Genomic DNA, 15,689 nt, shown 5'->3' with positions numbered 1-15,689 from the left:
TTGTTAGAATTAATAAATCCTACTTATTATGAGTGAAAAGACTAGATATTCTGATGAAGAGCTAAAAGAGTTTGAAGAGTTGATCCTTCAAAAACTTGAGAAAGCCAAGGATGAACTCAATACGTTAAAAGGATCTCTTACGCGAGAATCTGACGATAGTGGAGATAGCTTTTCTTCAGTGAAGACTTTAGAAGATGGAGCAGATACTGCTGAGAAGGAGCACTTAAGTCAATTGGCGGGGCGTCAGCAAAAGTTTATCAACAACCTTGAAAACGCTCTGATAAGAATCAAAAATGGAACTTATGGTATCTGCGTGGATACAGGTAAGTTGATTTCCAAAGAAAGATTGAAGGCAGTCCCTCATACTACTCAAAGTATCGATGCAAAGCTGAATAGACAGTCTTAATGGATTATCTGGCTAACCATATTCAGGCGCTGGTTTTTTGTTCTCCAAAGCCAATCACGGAAGACGAAATTCAGGATTGTCTAAAGGAGATGTTTGATGCGGATGTCCCTGTTGAGGATATTAGCAATGGACTTACCACCATTAAGGAAAAGTTTGTTAACGAGGATTTTGCTATGGAATTGGTAAAATCTGGTGGAGGATATCAATTTCTAACCAAGCCAGCGTATCAAGCCAGTATTGGGATTCTATTAAAGCAGCAATCGAAGAAGCGACTCTCTAATTCGGCATTAGAAACTTTATCAATAATTGCGTACAAGCAGCCGATTACCAAAAGTGAGGCTGAGCAAATAAGAGGAGTGAGTTGTGATTATTCAATTCAGAAACTTCTCGAAAAAGAACTAGTTGAAATCAAAGGCAAATCTGAAGGAGTCGGTCGACCACTTCTTTATGGTACAAGCCAGAAGTTCATGGATTATTTTGGCATCAATGATCTGAAAGAGCTTCCAACTCCAAAAGACTTTACCACCGAGGAAAACAAGATCGGTGAGGAGAAAGAATAAAGTCAGGCTATCTGACCCCATTTCGCATGAAAAGACCTAACAAGAAGGAGATTAAAAAACCTGCGGAGATTCGATTGAATCGATTCATTGCTAATGCAGGAATTTGCTCACGTAGGGAGGCTGACAATTTAATAGCTGCTGGTCAGGTAAAAGTGAATGGGAAGGTAGTTACTGAAATGGGCTACAAAGTAAAGAAGACCGATACAGTCGAGTACAAGGGGAAAAAGCTAAAGTCGGAAACTCATCAATATGTACTATTGAACAAACCTAGAGGGTTTGTTACTACCACCAAAGATCCTCATGCCAAACGTACGGTTATGGAATTGGTTTCCAAGGCATGTGACGAACGAATTTATCCGGTTGGACGATTAGATAAAGAAACTACCGGTCTATTGTTATTCACCAATGATGGTGAAACAGCTAAAAAACTTACTCATCCGTCTCATAAAGTAAAAAAGATCTATCAAGTAGAGCTTGATAAGGCCATCACTAAAGATGATTTTGATAAAATACTGGGAGGGTTAACGCTCGAGGATGGGCCTGCTACGGTCAATGAAATGGCGCTGTTAGGAGAAGATGGAAAAGTACTAGGTGTAGAAATCCACATTGGGAGAAACAGAATCGTTAGACGAATATTCGAACATCTGGGATATAACGTTAAAAAATTGGACCGAGTAATGTTTGCCTCACTCACTAAGAAAAACCTTCCGCGAGGTAAATTCCGTCATTTAAGCCCCAAAGAAGTTATGGGCATTAAGGGGGTAAAATAAGGAATGTGGCATCTAAAAAATAGCTTCCTTTTGGCATAGATTTTGACATGGAGTTTGCTGTAATCTATTTGACAACCTAATTACCCAAGAAGTATTTTCATTGCTTCACTAATCACTCATGAAACTAACCTTATTGCTATTTTTTGTTTTTCCCTCAATTGCTTTTTCTCAATTAAAATTGATTGAACTTCATACAGTTGATGATATCGCTGAACTCTACGGAGGTCGCTCAATTAAAATGAGTCCGGACGGTAAAAAACTATTTGTTTTAGCACGTTTAACAGATGTTATAACTGTATTCGATAGAAATACTGAATCAGGTTCTCTGATTCAAAAACAGACCTTATCTCTTCCGTGCAGTTCTTTACAGCTTGAATTAAGCAAAGACGGGAAATCATTATACACCATTTGTCAATCAGGCTCATTGTTAGCTTACAGAATTGATGAATCAGGTTTTCTTGAGTCAATAGGAATATTTGATTGTAAAAGAAGTCACCTTTCAGAAACTAATGGGATGGAGTATTTAAGTCTCAGTGCTGATGATCAATTTCTATACGTTCCAGGATCGTTTTCAGAAGCAATTTCTACATTCCGACGGAACGCCAGCACAGGAGAGTTATCACTAATTGATACTCGTTCGCATACCAAAGGGAAATTTAATGACTGGGATTGGGGTAACAACATAGCTTTTTCAGCAAACAATAAATCTGCATATTTCACATCACCGAGGAAAAATTTGATGATTTCATTTAATTTTTTAGAAAATGGTGATCTTCAATTTCAGAAGGTTATTAAGAAAGGGATGGGAGTTGATGATGGAGAACCTGACAAGATTTTGATTTCGAAAAAAAACCCATTTATCTATGTGTATAGTATAAGCTTGGGTGTATCGATATATAGGGCTCAATCCGATAAAGATTTGAAATATGTCAGAAACTTACCTTACTATACTGAGTCAATAATCCTAAATGAATATGAGGATCAAATGTATATGATATATGGAGCTTCGTTGTACCGAACAATTGTAACATTAGATATCGATCCTGGGAATAGCGAATTGACTTTAAATTCTGAGTATACAGGAGAATCTGACTCTAGAGTATCAGACGATCAACTGATTTTCAGAGACATGGTACTTTCCCCCGACGGACAACACTTATATGTTGTAGGTGAAAATGGCTTACTTGTGTTTCGAACGTAAGAACAATTATTGGGCGAAATGTGAATGATGCTAGTTATCCCAGATAACTATTAAAGGCGTTAAGTAGCCTTCATTTTTACTTCTGCAATTATTTCAAAATTCGAATACTAAAATTCGATAATTTTCAATTTATGGGTTAAAATTCAATAGTATATTCAATGAATTACAAAAATTCATTGAATAAAGGATAAAAATTAACCCTGAAAACTAATTTTTTATGCAAATACTTAAATTGTAGGTTCATTTATAAACCACAATTATGAAAAATTCTGCAATTAGAAAGGTTTTGCTTCTCGTAATTATCACGTTAGTCATCCCCACGTTTGCTTTTGGACAAGATGGTGCTTCGATAGATACAGGAAATACTGCTTGGATGTTGATGTCAACAGCATTGGTGATGTTAATGACACCAGCGGGTCTGGCACTATTCTATGGAGGTCTTACTCAAAGCAAAAGTGTACTTAACACAGTTGGAATGAGTTACGTAGCTTATCTAATTGGATCTCTGGTTTGGGTGGTAGTTGGCTACTCTTTAGCCTTTGCGCCTGGAAATGGCTTTGTTGGTGGTCTTGATTACTTGTTTTTAAATGGCATCAACGTTACTGATCTAGTGGAGGGCGCCAATATCCCTAAGCTGTTAGATGTTGCTTTTCAAGGGACTTTCGCAGCTATTGCTTTAGCTATCGTGAGTGGATCTGTGATTGAGCGAATTAGGTTTTCTACTTGGATGTGGTTTTCAATGCTTTGGGTCATCGTTGTCTATGCTCCGATATGTCATTGGGTTTGGGGCTCAGAAGGTTTTTTGCATGGTGATCTTGATTTTGCAGGAGGTACTGTGATTCACATCAATGCCGGTGTCTCTGGTCTTGTCTTGGCCTTGCTTGTAGGTAGGCGTGTCAATTTGCATGAAGAAAGAAAGCCATCGTCAATTAAGTTCATGATTCTGGGTTCCGCATTATTGTGGTTTGGTTGGTTTGGATTCAATGGTGGTAGCGCATATGGAGCAAATGCTTCTGCTGCGAGTGCACTATTAGTTACAAATGTTGCGGCATGCGCCGGAGGCGTTGTATGGCTATTGATTGAAATGTTAATCATTAAAAAGCCTACTTTAATTGGAGTAGCCTCTGGAGCAATATCTGGCTTGGTTTGTATTACTCCGGCCGCAGGATATGTAGATGTGTCTGGAGCATTGATATTGGGTTCTATCGGTAGCGTTGTAGGTTATCTGGGGGTAGTAAAACTTAAAGATTATTTTGGTCATGATGACACATTAGATGCTTTCGGGATGCACGGTTTGGTCGGAATTGCTGGTGCATTACTTACAGGAATTTTGGCTAATCCTGCCATTGATCCATCTTCATCTGGAGTACTTTATGGGAATCCAAGTCAATTTTTGATTCAGCTGAAATCTGTTGTTGCAACAGTACTTTATTCTGGTGTTGGAACTTTTGTAGTGTTTAAACTAGTAGCCCTATTCACTAAAGGTGGTAGGATTACTGAAGACCTTGAGCTGGAAGGCATGGATATTGGATACCATGGAGAACAGCACATGGCTATTGAAAAAGAAATGGTGGCTAATTTGGTAGCTAAACCTAGCTAGCAAGATACTTGTCCATTGCTGAAGCTGCCTTTCGGCCTTCAGCAATGGCCCATACTACTAGGGATTGACCTCTTCGCATATCACCAGCTGCAAATACTTTATCTATGCTAGCTCTGAAATCGGAAGTTTCGACATTTCCTCTTTCATCGAGTGTAACTTTCAGTTGTGCCAGCAAGCCTTCTTTTTGTGGGTGGATGAATCCTGCTGCTATTAGCGCAAGCTGTGCGGGAATTATTCTTTCTGAATCACTAATTTCTTCCAGTTTACCTTCTTTGAAAGCAACATCTACTACTTTCAGTCCGGTCAGTTTTCCTTTCTTCCCTATAAATTCTTTTGTGAGCACAGCCCATTCTCTTTCGCAACCTTCTTCATGAGATGTAGAAGTTCGTAACACCATAGGCCACTCAGGCCAAGGATTATTTTCGGATCGATCAAGAGGAGGTTTATCCATAATTTCAATTTGGAGAACAGATGTTGCCTCATGTCTAATGCTTGTTCCCACACAATCTGAACCAGTGTCACCGCCACCAATTACAATCACTTCTTTTTTATTGGCTGAGATCTTATCGCTGTTGAAAGTAGCCCCTGCTACTTCGCGGTTCTGTTGAGTTAGAAATTCCATTGCAAAATGTACTCCCTCAAGATCGCGCCCCTTAATAGGAATATCTCTAGGTATAGTACTCCCGCCAGAAAGTAAGATGGCGTCGAATTTTTTCAGCAAAGTATCTGCCTTTATGTCAACACCAACATTTGTATTGGTTTTGAAGGTTATACCTTCACTCTCTAATAAATCTACCCTTCTTCGAACAATAGATTTGTCTAATTTGAAGTCAGGAATTCCAAATCTCAATAGCCCACCAACTTCCTCGTCTCTTTCAAAAACTGTTACATCATGCCCTTTTTGATTTAGAAGATCTGCTGCAGCAAGACCAGCCGGACCTGACCCAACTATTGCTACTTTTTTTCCTGTTTTATGACTTGGAGTTTTGATGGTTTCCCATCCCATTTCAAATGCTTTTTCAGCAATGCTTTTTTCTATGTGTTCAATAGCCACAGGGCTTTGATTGATGCCTAACACGCATGAACCTTCGCAAGGAGCAGGACAAATTCTCCCAGTAAACTCTGGGAAGTTGTTTGTTGACTTCAGTATTTGGTATGCTTCCTTCCATTCATTCCTATAAACCGCATCGTTGAAATCAGGGATCTTATTGCCTAAAGGACATCCGGAATGACAAAATGGGACTCCACAGTCCATGCATCTAGCGGCCTGTTCTGTTGTTTTAGCTTCTGGAAATTCCATTTCAAACTCTGCATATTTCGTAATACGATCAGCGACAGGTTGATTGCCTGGCAATTCCCTTTCAAACTCGATAAATCCTGTTGGTTTTCCCATAATCTTTTTAGTAAACAGGTGTCATTGGAATATTTAATTGAGCCTCTCTGATGTCCTTATATTGGGTTGGAATCACTTTCACCAAATGATTCAAATACCTATCCCAATCAAGTAGAATTTCTTGTGCAAGACTACTGGATGTGTGCCTTAAGTGATTCACTAAAAGCGTCTTGATGATCGTCAAATCCTCACTATCTAGTCGGTCAAAAATGACCATTTCCATGTTACAGTTTTTGCTAAGCTCTCCATCAACATCTAGCACATATGCGATCCCGCCGCTCATACCTGCAGCAAAGTTTTTACCCGTTTTACCAAGTACGAGCACAGTCCCGCCAGTCATATATTCGCAGCCATGGTCACCGACTCCTTCGACTACTGCCTTGGCACCAGAATTTCTCACGGCAAATCGCTCTCCAGCGATACCGTTAATGTAGCACTCTCCACTAGTTGCGCCGTATAATGCAACATTTCCGATGATAGTGTTTTCTCTGGCCCTGAAACGGACATTTCTTTGAGGGTGAATGATTATTCTTCCTCCCGAAAGTCCTTTCCCTACATAATCATTTGCCGCACCTTCTAGGATAAATTTGATTCCCGGTGCTAAAAATGCTCCAAAGCTTTGACCTGCTGGGCCTTTGAATTTTATTTTCAGTAAGGTCGTAGGCAAACCTTCTGCACCATAACTTTTAGAAATATGACTAGAGATGATTGCTCCAGTCGATCTGTCTGTATTTCTAATTTCGTATTCATATGCAGCTACAAATCCCTTATCAAGTTCCTCTTTAACATCATCCCATATTTTATTGTCGAGTACTGTATCTATGAGAGATTTTTGTTCTCTCGATCTATACATGGTGTCGTTGGTTAGTTCGTGATGAAGAATTGGGGAAAGGTCTAATCCGCGAGAATCGATGTTTAGATTTTGTTCTAGGATTTGATTTTGGCCTACCATCTCATTGATGGTCTTGAATCCAAGGCCAGCCATGATTTCTCTCAGCTCTCGTGCCATAAATCTAAAGAGCGTGATCACATCTTCTGGATCTCCGGTAAATAGCTTTCGAAGATTTTCATCTTGTGTTGCAATCCCAACCGGACATGTATTGAGGTGGCATTTTCTCATCATGATACAGCCTTCGGCGATAAGAGCGGCAGTAGATACACCCCATTCTTCGGCTCCTAGCAGTGTAGCTATTGCTATGTCTCTACCGGTCATCATTTTACCGTCAGACTGCAAGACAACACGACTTCTGAGTTTGTTTTTTACCAATGTCTGTTGTGCTTCGGACAGCCCCATTTCCCAAGGAAGACCAGCATGTCTAATAGAACTAAGTGGCGATGCTCCTGTACCGCCATCTGCTCCAGATACTAAAATTGCATCTGCAAATCCTTTTGCAACACCAGCTGCAATAGTTCCAACACCGGCTTGAGCTACTAGCTTCACGTTTATTCGTGCATCGGGATTCGCATTTTTTAAATCAAAGATTAGTTGTGCAAGATCCTCTATTGAATAGATATCATGATGTGGTGGAGGGGAGATAAGATCTACTCCCGGAGTAGACATACGTACTTTAGCTATCCACTTGTTTACTTTATGTCCTGGCAGCTGTCCACCTTCTCCAGGTTTTGCCCCTTGTGCGATTTTGATTTGTATTTCATCCGCATTATTTAAGTAATGCGATGTAACACCAAACCTTCCAGAAGCGACCTGTTTGATTCTTGATTTCTCCAGGTCTCCATTTTCTTTTGGTATAAATCGACTGGGATCTTCACCGCCTTCACCGCTATTACTTTTTCCGCCAATTCGATTCATCGCAATGGCCAAAGTAGTATGAGCTTCGTGGGAAATAGAACCAAATGACATGGCGCCTGTAGCAAATCGTTTAAGAATATTTTCTTCGGGCTCAACTGATTCTATTGGAATTGCAATTCGCTCTTTGAAGGATAAAAGGTGTCTAATATTAAAATATCCCTTTTCAGAATTACTAATCCTAGAAGCATATTTCTTATAGAGCGAATAATCTTTAAGCTTCGTTGCCTTTTGGAGCAAATGAATAGTCTCAGGGTCTATTAAATGTTTCTCCTGATCCCTGCGCCAGCTATAGACTCCACCATGTTCAAGTGTGTTCGATGAATATGCATTTTCATGATTATCACGAATCCCCTCTTCAAAGTGTGTAAAATCATTCCCCTCAATTCTTGATATCGTTCCTTTGAAACACCTATTTATTACAGTTGAAGAAAGGCCAATTGCTTCGAATATTTGGGCTCCTTGATAAGATTGCAATGTTGAAATACCCATTTTGGACATTACTTTCAATAGCCCCTTCCCGATGGCTTTTGCGTAATTGTCAGAAAGCACATTGAAGTCTAAATCTTTAGATTTTGCATGGAGATTTACTTGACTAAATGCGAGATACGGCATTACTGCACTTGCACCATAGCCAATTAAAGTTGCGATGTGATGTACCTCTATTACATCTGCCGCATGAACTATCAAGCTTGTTTTAGCTCGAATCTTTTTGTCTGTTAGGTGATGTTGAATGGCCCCAAGAGCAAATAGAGATGGGATTGGCAAGTTTTCTTCGTCTTGAGATGCATCACTTATGATTAGGATCTTGGCATCGGATAAAACCGCCTCTTCGGCTTCTTTGCATATTCTATTGATCGCTGATTCTAATGTTTCTTCCTCACGAAATGTGCATTTCAGGATATGGTGCGAGAATCCTTGATTGGTTAGCTCAAGCACTTTTTGAAAAGTATCTGGACGGAGCACAGGTCGCGTAATGTGTATTTGATGACAGTGTTCTGGATCTTCGGATAATATATTGGCTCCTTCACCAAGACGTGTAAACAAAGACATTACCATTCGTTCTCTGATTGGATCGATTGGTGGGTTGCTTACCTGGGCAAAAAATTGCTTAAGGAAGTTAGCCGGATGCTGTGATTTGTTGCTAAGTGCTGCCAAAGGAATTTCGAGCCCCATACTTCCAATGGGTTCTTTACCCTGCTCACACATTGGAATTAAAATTTGATCAATCGCTTTTTTACTCCATCCATTTGCACGCTGTAAAGTTCCTACTTGATCTTCATTATGAAAGGTGGGATCAGTAAATGGTCCAGGTAGAAAACGAAGCTTGATTCGATGTTTTCTTATCCAATTGAGATAGGGCTTGGATTTCGCAATCTCATTTTTAATATCCGAATCAAATTTTATGATGCCATTTTCCAGATCTGCCACAATCATTTTACCTGGTTGCAATCGACCTTTTTCCTTAATCATTTTCTGATCTACAGGTAGAGCACCAGTTTCACTAGAAACAATCAGTCTACCATCAAAAGTAACTGAGTATCTGCATGGCCTCAGTCCATTTCTGTCCAAGGTGGCGCCAATTACATCTCCATCAGTGAAGCATAATGCAGCTGGTCCATCCCAAGGCTCCATAATAGATGCATTATACTTATAGAAGGCCTTTGTGTGTTCGTCCATGCTCTTATTGTACTGCCAGGTTTCAGGAACTAACATCATAAGTGCATGTGGAAGGGATCTTCCTGCCATTACCAATAACTCTACAAGCTCATCCAGATTGGCAGAATCTGAAAAATCCGGATTACAAATAGGTAAAAGTTTTTCGATTTCATCTTCAGTAAAAACATCTGACTTTAATAAAGCAGACTTTCCATTCATTTTATTCACATTACCTCGGATGGTATTTATTTCACCATTATGAGCTAGAAATCTAAATGGTTGAGCCAAGCTCCACCTTGGAAACGTATTTGTAGAAAACCGTGAATGAATAATTGCAAAAGCAGACTTAAACTCTGGATTTTGTAGATCTAAGTAGTATTGCTTTAACTGATCTGTTCTTAATTGACCTTTATAAACAATCTTATAGCAGGATAAGGAAGAAATGTAGAAATCCTGGAAGGTAGCAGATAAGTGCTTTGTGGCAACCTTATTCAAAATGTAGAGCTTGCGTTCGAGCTCTTTTTCGGCTAAATCTCCGTGTTTTAGAAATATCTGAATGATGATAGGTTCATTTTCTCTTGCTGTAGGACCAACAAAGAGGCTATCAACAGGCACATGCCTAACATGAAAAAGATCGAAACCCAATTCTTTGAGTAAGTTCTTGAGATGATCCAGGCACTCTTCCCACCTAGGTTTTGGTAAGAATAACATTCCAACCCCGTAGGATCTTGGGGTTAGTTCTGATCGTTTTTCCTTTAATTCTTTATCAAAAAAATCATATGGAATCTCGGTCATTATCCCAGCACCATCACCTGTCTCAGGTTCAGCGCCAACTCCGCCACGATGCTCCATGTTTTCCAACATAAGAATCGCATCTGTTACTATTTGGTATGATCTATCGCGATTGATATTTGCGACAAACCCTATTCCGCAAGCATCATGTTCAAGCTCAGGAACATATAATGATTGATATTCTCTTCCCATCTTTCGTCTAAAAAAAGTTGTTGAAGATAGTGTCAAATCATCATTTCATTGATAATTTATTAAAATATTTAATTGTTAATTACAATAAATACAATATAATATACCTTTTATTGAATAATATTCAATAATCAATGTCTATGGTAGTTGTTTTTGCGAAATTTCAAATAATCAAGAATGACATTTTAAATGCCGCAACAGAACGGTTATTTCTTTATAGCATTGACTATATAACTTATAATAGACTCATTAGCCATGATTTTATAATGTCCAAGTCCTTTCACATGCACGAAGGATGCATGTGTCCAAGATTTTTCAAGTTCTTCCCCCTTAGCAAAGGGGACAATTTGATCATCTTCACAGTAGAATAAGTGAGTATTTATATTCTTAAGTTGATTGGCCTTTATTCGTAAATCAAAGTAGTCTATCGGTTGATGATATCTTTCTTTAACAAGACCACACATAGATCGATATACTGATTCATTGCATCCCACTTCACTAACAATGTCTTTGAAAAAATATCTTACATAAGGTGGTGCCGATATTGCAAAGTAGTTTTTAGGATGAAGTGCTTCACCTAGTTCACTTAATGCAATTCCCACACCTAATGCTCCAATAGAATGAGCAATTATTGTCTCATAAGGTCCATTTTTTGCAATATGTTGTTTGAGAATGTCTCTAAATTCAGGCAGTGCTGTATGCTTTCCCTCTGACTTTCCATGAGCACGCATGTCTACAGCCTCTACTTGATATCCCATTTCTACAAAAGAATTAATCATTCTCCTGAAATCAGCTGCCTTAGATCTCCAACCATGGCAGAGTAGTATTTTTTTCTCAGAGTCACCCCATTTATAAGATTTAATCAAGTCACCTTGGTAACTGTGTTGGAAGCTTTCAGCTGACTTTAATATACTTTTTTGTGGCTCAGTATATCCGACTCGACCAGGCAGCGTAAAATAATGCCAGATAATCTCAGCCGACTTTTTTGGAGAAGCGTGTTGTAATACACCCAAACCCTTTTTTATAAGCTCAACTTTCCAATTGGTCTTTGGTGGACGCTCAGATGGACGACTAATGTCTTCTCCTTTTACTTCAATATGTGTTACCATAGCAATATACCGATTGGTATTTTAATGACTAAATTTTTTTAAATGGATATTTCTTCAATCTGTTTTATCACAAATTTTTTCACAAACGCGAATGATCTACCATCACCTTCAATTCTTGATAATGATGTTACTCCTTCAATGACGGAATAGAAAAAATTCGCAAACTCTTCTGCATCAACATCACGTTTTATTTGTCTTTCAAGAATTCCTCTATTTACCATTTTGATTAAAGAGTCTTTCAATAGAGCAATTGATCTAATCACTTTTGATCGTAAGAATGGCAAGCTATCATCTGCCTCAATCGACGAATTCATCACGGGGCATCCACCTGGAATCGGAGGCTCCTTTATATACTCCTGATAGAATTCCACAATAGCTTTAAGCTTATCAGGAGCAGTTTTTTCCTTTCGGACTCTTTTACCGATTTCGGTAGCAACAATTTCAACTCCCTTTTCAAAAGCTGCGGTTGCTACTTCGTCTTTATTTTTAAAATTCCCATAAATCGCTCCCTTCGTAATCCCAGTAGCTGCTGTTATGTCAGATATAGAAGCCGCAGCATATCCCTTAGTATTAAAAATGGGAAGTGCTTTATCTATTATTAATTGTCTGGTTAATTCTGGATTTCGACTCATATCGCAAATATACCGATCGGTATATTAAAACGAAAGCTTATTTAAAAGGTTTCTAAAAATAGTATGCATGCATACTAAATTGAAGAATTAATATATCTTCGAGACTCAAGAATCACTTAGAAATGATTGTATCCTTGCCTCAAGTCCAAAAAAGAAAAAAACCTATTTTCAGAAGTAAGATGGGATTATCTTTAGTTGCTGGTGTTGAGTGGGTTCGATATGAGTGGATGTTAGGGTTAAGGCATAAAAAAAGCCACCCTAAAAAGAGTGGCTTAGTAAAAAGTGCTGCTGAGTGGATTCGACCGGGCTGGCGTACCAGCCATCGACTCAATGGGGAAGCATTAGGGTTAAGGCATAAAAAAAGCCACCCTGAAAAGAGTGGCTTGGTAAAAAGTGGTGCTGAGTGGATTCGACCGGGCTGGCGTACCAGCCACCGACTCAATGGGGAAGCATTAGGGTTAAGGCATAAAAAAAGCCACCCTAAAAAGAGTGGCTTAGTAAAAAGTGCTGCTGAGTGGATTCGACCGGGCTGGCGTACCAGCCATCGACTCAATGGGGAAGCATTAGGGTTAAGGCATAAAAAAAGCCACCCTGAAAAGAGTGGCTTGGTAAAAAGTGGTGCTGAGTGGATTCGACCGGGCTGGCGTACCAGCCACCGACTCAATGGGGAAGCATTAGGGTTAAGGCATAAAAAAAGCCACCCTAAAAAGAGTGGCTTGGTAAAAAGTGGTGCTGAGTGGATTCGAACCACCGACTCACGGATTTTCAGTCCGATGCTCTACCAACTGAGCTACAGCACCAAATTTTGGGTTGGCAAAACTAGGTATTTCTTTGAAAAGGCAAAATATAAATTGAAGTTCGTAGAAGATTTTTTTAAAGTATTATGGAATATATCCCTCAAATCGTATTTATACTGATCCTTGGATTCTTCGGATTCCTCATTTATCGCAGAATTTCGCAGATTTCTAAGAATATTAAGCTTGGAAAAGAAGTTGACCTCACTGGTAATAAAAATGAGCGATTAAAAAACATGTTTTTAGTTGCATTCGGTCAGAAGAAGATGTTTAAGCGTCCAATCCCAGCTTTTTTGCATTTGCTCATTTATGTCGGGTTTGTGCTCATAAATATTGAAGTACTTGAAATCATCATTGATGGGCTCTTTGGAACTCACAGAGTGGCAGCACCGATTCTAGGTAGTGTTTATACCGGAATGATAAATTTCTTTGAATTCCTTGCTCTAGGTGTAATTTTTTCTTGCGTGGTGTTCCTAGTTAGAAGAAACGTTTTAAGAATCAATCGATTCAAGAAAATAGAAATGGTTGGCTGGCCATCATTAGATGCGAACCTAATACTCGTGATTGAAACACTTTTAATGATTGCGATATTGGGAATGAACGGTGCAGATCAGATTTTGCAACAACGAGGTGCAGATCATTATGCGCTAACAGGGTCTTTCTTTTTTAGTTCTACAATGTTTGGGTGGATGTCACAATTTGATGACTCAACCTTGGTGTTAATTGAGCGAGCTGCATGGTGGTTTCACATCGTCGGAATATTTGCTTTTGCCCTTTATGTAACTTATTCAAAGCATTTGCACATTTTTCTTGCATTTCCGAACACCTACTATGGCCGACTAGAGCCGAAGGGTAAGATGAACAACATGAATGAAATCACCAATGAGGTCAAAATAATGTTGGGAATGCCGGTTGAAGGTGACTCTACACCACCTCCCGAAGGGATGCGTTTTGGAGCTAAAGATGTGAATGACTTAACATGGAAAAATTTGATGGACGCTTATTCCTGTACGGAATGCGGTAGATGTACATCTGAATGCCCGGCCAATTTGACTGGTAAGAAATTGTCGCCACGAAAAATTATGATGGATACCAGAGACAGGCTGGAAGATGTTGGTAAGAATGGCTTAGATGATGGTAAGTCATTGCTTGGAGATTACATTACTAAAGAAGAAATTAATGCTTGCACGAATTGCAATGCTTGTGTGGAAGCCTGTCCTGTAAACATTAACCCACTGGATATCATCCTGCAAACCAGGAGGTATGTGGCAATGGAGGAATCGGCAGCGCCTGATTCATGGAATGCTATGTTCCAAAATGTCGAGACAAATTTTGCCCCATGGAAGTTTGGGGTTCAAGACAGGTTCAATTGGTCAAACGAATTAAAAGAAGGAAAATGAGTGAAATACAAATACCTACAGTAGCGGATTTAGTAGCAAAAGGAGAAAAGCCCGATGTTCTTTTTTGGGTTGGATGCGCGGGTTCATATGATGACAGATATAAAAATGTCACCAAGGCATTTGTTAAAATATTGAATAAGGTTGGTGTAAAATTTGCCGTCCTTGGTCCTGAAGAAACTTGTACTGGAGATCCTGCAAGGAGAGCTGGCAACGAATTTCTTTTTCAGATGCAAGCAATGGCCAACATACAAGTTCTCAATGGCTATGAAATTCAAAAGATTGTAACAGCTTGTCCGCATTGCTTCAATACCTTGAAAAATGAATACCCTGAATTGGGAGGTAATTATGACGTAATACACCATTCTCAGTTTTTGCAAGAATTAATCAATGATGGTAAAGTTGAATTAAAAGGAGGGGGTGAATTTAAAGGTCGTAAGATCACATATCATGACTCATGTTTTCTTGGGCGTGCAAACAATGTTTATTCTGCTCCTAGAGCAGTTTTAGAAGCTCTTGATGCTGAGCTCGTAGAGATGAAGAGGTGTAAGACAAAAGGTCTTTGCTGTGGCGCTGGAGGGGCGCAAATGTTTAAGGATGCGGAACCTGGTAATAAAGAAGTCAACATCGAACGAACAGAGGAGGCGTTAGAGACTAAAGCGGATACTATTGCTGTTGCTTGTCCATTTTGTATGACTATGATGGCAGATGGAGTTAAAAACAAGGAGAAGGAAGATTCTGTAAAAGTGAAGGATTTAGCGGAACTCATAGCTGAATCTGAAGGTTTGGATTGATATGCTTATTTCATTCAACGAAATGCCAGAGGAGGCTCGCTTGTGGATTTATCAAGCGGAAAGAAAACTTACTGATAAGGAAGTGGAGTTTGTTCGGTTTAATACTGAGAAGTTTTTGAGCCAATGGCAGGCTCATGGTCAAGATTTAAAATCTTCCTTTACAATAGAATATGATCAATTTTTGGTGATTTCAGTGGATGAGTCATTCAGTCAGGCTAGCGGCTGTAGTATCGATGCATCTGTCCATTTGATTGAGGCCTTGCAGTCAGAGTTAGGCATTTCTTTTATGACCACAAGTCAAGTTGCTTTTTTGCAAAATGATAAAATCAACTTGTATCCATTTAATAAGCTAAAGGAGCAAGCAAAGGAGAATGTAATCTCTCCAGAGACGCTTGTTTTCGACAATACCGTAAAGAACGTGGCAGAATTTAAGTCTCGATGGCTTAAGGAAAGCGGTGCTACATGGGTTAAGAGATTTTTTCTATAGGGCTTTTAGTTCGGTTCTTGTTTCAGGTTTAACTAATTTCGGATAAATCATCCGAGCAATATTTTCGTTATTTCTGTATGCGAGCGTTACAATATCTAT

At 39.2% G+C, this 15,689-nt stretch carries 12 protein-coding genes and 1 tRNA gene; 8 read left to right on the top strand and 5 right to left on the bottom strand.

Translation table 11 applies throughout. From position 1 onward, the window contains the following. Window positions 1-28 precede the first annotated feature (28 nt). The 5 genes from ACY650_RS06825 (at window position 29) to ACY650_RS06805 (ending at window position 4,537) form a co-directional block, all read left to right on the top strand. Complete coding sequence (locus tag ACY650_RS06825) at window positions 29-406, top strand: TraR/DksA family transcriptional regulator (RefSeq protein WP_462253064.1); 378 nt, start codon at window positions 29-31, stop codon at window positions 404-406. Next, on the top strand, window positions 406-966 hold the full coding sequence (scpB, locus tag ACY650_RS06820) for an SMC-Scp complex subunit ScpB (RefSeq protein ID WP_462253062.1): 561 nt from the start codon (window positions 406-408) through the stop codon (window positions 964-966). The genes ACY650_RS06825 and scpB overlap by 1 nt, the downstream gene beginning before the upstream one ends. 26 nt (window positions 967-992) lie before the next feature. Continuing rightward, the gene (locus ACY650_RS06815) at window positions 993-1,736 is read left to right on the top strand and encodes a pseudouridine synthase (RefSeq protein ID WP_462253060.1); all 744 of its coding nucleotides are present in this window, start codon (window positions 993-995) and stop codon (window positions 1,734-1,736) included. A 118-nt stretch (window positions 1,737-1,854) separates the two neighbouring features. Beyond that, a complete protein-coding gene (locus ACY650_RS06810) occupies window positions 1,855-2,937 on the top strand; it encodes a lactonase family protein (protein WP_462253058.1) in 1,083 nt (360 codons plus the stop codon). A 259-nt stretch (window positions 2,938-3,196) separates the two neighbouring features. Further along, window positions 3,197-4,537 (top strand): ammonium transporter, encoded by a 1,341-nt coding sequence (locus tag ACY650_RS06805; RefSeq protein ID WP_462253056.1) that lies wholly within the window; start codon window positions 3,197-3,199, stop codon window positions 4,535-4,537. On the opposite strand, the gene ACY650_RS06800 is transcribed toward ACY650_RS06805, so the two are convergent. The 5 genes from ACY650_RS06800 to ACY650_RS06780 all read right to left on the bottom strand — a co-directional run bounded on the left by ACY650_RS06800 (window position 4,530) and on the right by ACY650_RS06780 (window position 12,918). Next, window positions 4,530-5,930 (bottom strand): glutamate synthase subunit beta, encoded by a 1,401-nt coding sequence (locus ACY650_RS06800; protein WP_462253054.1) that lies wholly within the window; start codon window positions 5,928-5,930, stop codon window positions 4,530-4,532. The two genes, ACY650_RS06805 and ACY650_RS06800, sit on opposite strands and share 8 nt — an antisense overlap. Before the next feature lie 7 nt (window positions 5,931-5,937). Beyond that, a complete protein-coding gene (gene gltB / locus ACY650_RS06795) occupies window positions 5,938-10,380 on the bottom strand; it encodes a glutamate synthase large subunit (RefSeq protein WP_462253052.1) in 4,443 nt (1,480 codons plus the stop codon). 203 nt (window positions 10,381-10,583) lie between these two features. Next, window positions 10,584-11,486, bottom strand: a complete 903-nt coding sequence (locus ACY650_RS06790; protein WP_462253050.1) for an alpha/beta hydrolase — start codon at window positions 11,484-11,486, stop codon at window positions 10,584-10,586. A 38-nt stretch (window positions 11,487-11,524) separates the two neighbouring features. Continuing rightward, the gene (locus ACY650_RS06785; RefSeq protein WP_462253048.1) at window positions 11,525-12,118 is read right to left on the bottom strand and encodes a TetR/AcrR family transcriptional regulator; all 594 of its coding nucleotides are present in this window, start codon (window positions 12,116-12,118) and stop codon (window positions 11,525-11,527) included. A 727-nt stretch (window positions 12,119-12,845) separates the two neighbouring features. Continuing rightward, window positions 12,846-12,918 (bottom strand) — tRNA-Phe (locus tag ACY650_RS06780). A gap of 83 nt (window positions 12,919-13,001) precedes the next feature. Between ACY650_RS06780 and ACY650_RS06775 the strand changes: the two genes are divergently transcribed. The 3 genes from ACY650_RS06775 to ACY650_RS06765 are packed head-to-tail and all read left to right on the top strand — an operon-like array spanning window position 13,002 to window position 15,590. Beyond that, complete coding sequence (locus tag ACY650_RS06775; RefSeq protein WP_462253047.1) at window positions 13,002-14,312, top strand: 4Fe-4S dicluster domain-containing protein; 1,311 nt, start codon at window positions 13,002-13,004, stop codon at window positions 14,310-14,312. Next, on the top strand, window positions 14,309-15,103 hold the full coding sequence (locus ACY650_RS06770) for a (Fe-S)-binding protein (RefSeq protein WP_462253045.1): 795 nt from the start codon (window positions 14,309-14,311) through the stop codon (window positions 15,101-15,103). The genes ACY650_RS06775 and ACY650_RS06770 overlap by 4 nt, the downstream gene beginning before the upstream one ends. A 1-nt stretch (window position 15,104) precedes the next feature. Beyond that, window positions 15,105-15,590, top strand: a complete 486-nt coding sequence (locus tag ACY650_RS06765; protein ID WP_462253043.1) for a hypothetical protein — start codon at window positions 15,105-15,107, stop codon at window positions 15,588-15,590. Window positions 15,591-15,689: the final 99 nt, after the last annotated feature.

Source organism: Ekhidna sp. (assembly GCF_963691765.1).
GTDB lineage: Bacteria > Bacteroidota > Bacteroidia > Cytophagales > Cyclobacteriaceae > Ekhidna.
The sequence above is the reverse complement of the archived record's forward strand: the minus strand, read 5'-3'. Positions and strand labels throughout refer to the sequence as shown.

Coding starts and splice junctions, on each gene's coding strand:
- ACY650_RS06805 (WP_462253056.1), top strand. CDS start 3,197: ATGAAAAATTCTGCAATTAGAAAGGTTTTGCTTCTCGTAATTATCACG.
- ACY650_RS06770 (WP_462253045.1), top strand. CDS start 14,309: ATGAGTGAAATACAAATACCTACAGTAGCGGATTTAGTAGCAAAAGGA.
- ACY650_RS06815 (WP_462253060.1), top strand. CDS start 993: ATGAAAAGACCTAACAAGAAGGAGATTAAAAAACCTGCGGAGATTCGA.
- ACY650_RS06810 (WP_462253058.1), top strand. CDS start 1,855: ATGAAACTAACCTTATTGCTATTTTTTGTTTTTCCCTCAATTGCTTTT.
- ACY650_RS06825 (WP_462253064.1), top strand. CDS start 29: ATGAGTGAAAAGACTAGATATTCTGATGAAGAGCTAAAAGAGTTTGAA.
- ACY650_RS06785 (WP_462253048.1), bottom strand. CDS start 12,118: ATGAGTCGAAATCCAGAATTAACCAGACAATTAATAATAGATAAAGCA.
- ACY650_RS06775 (WP_462253047.1), top strand. CDS start 13,002: ATGGAATATATCCCTCAAATCGTATTTATACTGATCCTTGGATTCTTC.
- gltB (WP_462253052.1), bottom strand. CDS start 10,380: ATGGGAAGAGAATATCAATCATTATATGTTCCTGAGCTTGAACATGAT.
- ACY650_RS06790 (WP_462253050.1), bottom strand. CDS start 11,486: ATGGTAACACATATTGAAGTAAAAGGAGAAGACATTAGTCGTCCATCT.
- ACY650_RS06765 (WP_462253043.1), top strand. CDS start 15,105: ATGCTTATTTCATTCAACGAAATGCCAGAGGAGGCTCGCTTGTGGATT.
- scpB (WP_462253062.1), top strand. CDS start 406: ATGGATTATCTGGCTAACCATATTCAGGCGCTGGTTTTTTGTTCTCCA.
- ACY650_RS06800 (WP_462253054.1), bottom strand. CDS start 5,930: ATGGGAAAACCAACAGGATTTATCGAGTTTGAAAGGGAATTGCCAGGC.